Source organism: Vibrio sp. 2130-1, assembly GCF_033339515.1.
Window position 1 is genome coordinate 1 of the sequence record NZ_JAWOUT010000109.1, and the last position, 955, is coordinate 955.

Here is a 955-nt window from a genome sequence, read left to right on the forward strand (position 1 = left end):
GGATCAGTAGCATTCTAAGTTCTATTCAGAAAATTGCCGATCAAACTGATTTATTAGCGTTAAATGCTTCCATTGAGGCTGCGAGAGCTGGCGAGTCAGGAAAGGGTTTTGCTGTTGTCGCTGAAGAAGTTCGAATGCTCGCGTCGAAAACTCGAAGCAGCACCATTGAGATTGATGAATTTCTTGTTCAGTTTTCCGACTCGTCGGAGCAACTTATTGGACAAATGTCTCAAGTTCTAAAAAGCAGCGAGCTAAGTCGAAATCGTACGTTAGAAGTTATTGATCAAATTCAACTGGTTGAGAGTGCCGTTAGTGAAATCAATACCATCAATTCTGGCATTTCCCAAGCGTCAGATATTCAGTGTGAAATGATGAAGAAGCTGAACTCGGAGATTGAGCTGTCTAAATCTTTGAGCGATGAAATTACTCACAGTGCAAATGCTATCGCGAGTGTTCATGGAGATATCAGCCGAGTTTCTTCAGCACTAACGAAAGACGTGGCGGTTTTCAAAGTTTAACTACGAAACTAACTAATTTGAAATTATTCAAGGAGAAGCAAAAGTGAAAATTCTTGTTACAGGTGGTCTGGGCTACATCGGCAGTCACACATGCGTTCAGATGATTGAGGCGGGCATGGAGCCCATCATTGTCGATAACTTGTGTAACGCCAAACTGGAAGTGTTAAACCGTATTGAAGCGCTGACTGGCAAACAGCCTGAGTTCCACCAAGGTGACATCCGTGACGAAGCCTTTTTGGATACGGTATTCGCGCAGCACGACATCCAAGCCGTGATCCACTTTGCTGGCCTCAAAGCGGTTGGCGAATCTGTGGTAAAACCACTCGAGTATTACGACAACAACGTCAATGGTTCGTTGGTATTGGCGCGCTGCATGCGCAAAGCCGGGGTGAAAAGCATTGTCTTCAGTTCATCGGCAACGGTTTACGGTGACCCAG

2 protein-coding genes are annotated in these 955 nt (G+C 45.0%); both read left to right on the forward strand.

What is annotated here, in order from left to right; all coding sequences use genetic code 11:
- On the forward strand, window positions 1-518 hold a 518-nt coding region (locus R7Q09_RS24540), incomplete at its 5' end, for a methyl-accepting chemotaxis protein (protein WP_318143745.1).
- Window positions 519-561: 43 nt separating this feature from the next.
- On the forward strand, window positions 562-955 hold a 394-nt coding region (locus tag R7Q09_RS24545), incomplete at its 3' end, for an SDR family NAD(P)-dependent oxidoreductase (protein ID WP_318143746.1).